This window comes from Ehrlichia minasensis (assembly GCF_004181775.1).
Taxonomy (GTDB): domain Bacteria; phylum Pseudomonadota; class Alphaproteobacteria; order Rickettsiales; family Anaplasmataceae; genus Ehrlichia; species Ehrlichia minasensis.
The window spans coordinates 1-1,342 of the sequence record NZ_QOHL01000053.1 but is presented as its reverse complement, the minus strand read 5'-3'; the positions used below and the strand labels follow the sequence as shown (position 1 = coordinate 1,342).

The following is a 1,342-nucleotide window of genomic DNA, read 5'->3' as shown; positions in this document are numbered from 1 at the left end:
CCCCCCCCCCCCCCCCCCCCCCCCCCCCCCCCCCCCCCCCCCCCCCCCCCCCCCCCCCCCCCCCCCCCCCAAATTTACCTTCTGTGCTTCCAACATCTTTTCTTTCCACTTGTAACCAAACAGTAAAAGCCAATACTTTCATGGAGAATATACTTTCAAATATTTTGTTTATTATCATTCTTATATAACATATTAAATTTCCCTTACAAAAATCTCTAATATTTTATACCAATATACATATTCTAGCTTGTATTTGCTTTGCACTTCTACTATTGTTAATTTATTTTCACTACTTTAGGTGTAATATGAATTGCAAAAAAATTTTCATAGCAACTGCATTAATATCATTAATGCATTCCGTTCCAAGTACATCTTTTTCTGATGCAATACAAAATGGTGATATAGGTGGTAACTTCTACATCAGTGGAAAATACGTGCCAAGTGTTTCGCAGTTTGGTGTTTTTTCTGCTACAGAAGAAAGCAACACAACAGCTAGTGTCTTTGGTTTAAAGCACGATCATACTGGATCTGCAATATCTGATACTAATCCAAACAGTGTGTTCAATGTTAAAGACTATTCATTTAAATATGAAAGCAATCCATTTCTAGGATTTGCAGGAGCCATTGGCTACTCAATGGGCAGCCCAAGAATAGAACTTGAAATCCTATATGAAACATTCGATGTCAAAAATCAGGGCAATCATTATAAGAACGACGCTCATAGGTATTGTGCTCTATGTCGTCAGGACAGCATGGATAGAGCAAGTGGTAAATTTGTTTTTCTAAAAAATGAAGGATTAACTGATATATCATTTATGATAAACGCATGCTATGATATAACAACTGAAGGAATGCCTTTTTCACCTTATATATGTGCAGGCACTGGTGTTGATTTGGTTTCTATGTTTGAAGCTATAAACATTAAACTTGCTTACCAAGGAAAATTAGGATTAAGCTATGCTATAAGTCCAGAGGCTCAAGTTTTTGTCGGTGGGCATTTCCACAGAGTTGCAGGTAGTGAGTTTAGAGAGATTCCTGCTATGGTTCCTAGTGGGTCAACACTTCCAAAAAGTCAATTCGCAATAGTAACACTAGGCATATGTTACTTTGGCTTAGAACTTGGAGGAAGGTTTAACTTCTAATTTTATTGTTGCCACATGTTAAAAATGATCTAAACTTATTTTTATTATTGCTACATACAAAAAAGAAAATAGTGGCAAAAAAATGTAGTAATAAGAGGGGGGGGGGGACCAAATTTACCTTCTGTGGTTCCAACATCTTTTCTTTCCACTTGTAACCAAACAGTAAAAGCCAATAATTTCATGGAGAATATACTTTCAAA

Annotated in this window: 1 protein-coding gene; it reads left to right on the top strand. The window is 37.0% G+C overall.

Translation table 11 applies throughout. The features are described from left to right. Positions 1 to 305 precede the first annotated feature (305 nt). Entirely contained in the window at positions 306 to 1,142 is an 837-nt protein-coding gene (locus DRF75_RS04990) for a P44/Msp2 family outer membrane protein (RefSeq protein WP_129992779.1), read from the top strand. Positions 1,143 to 1,342 lie beyond the last annotated feature (200 nt).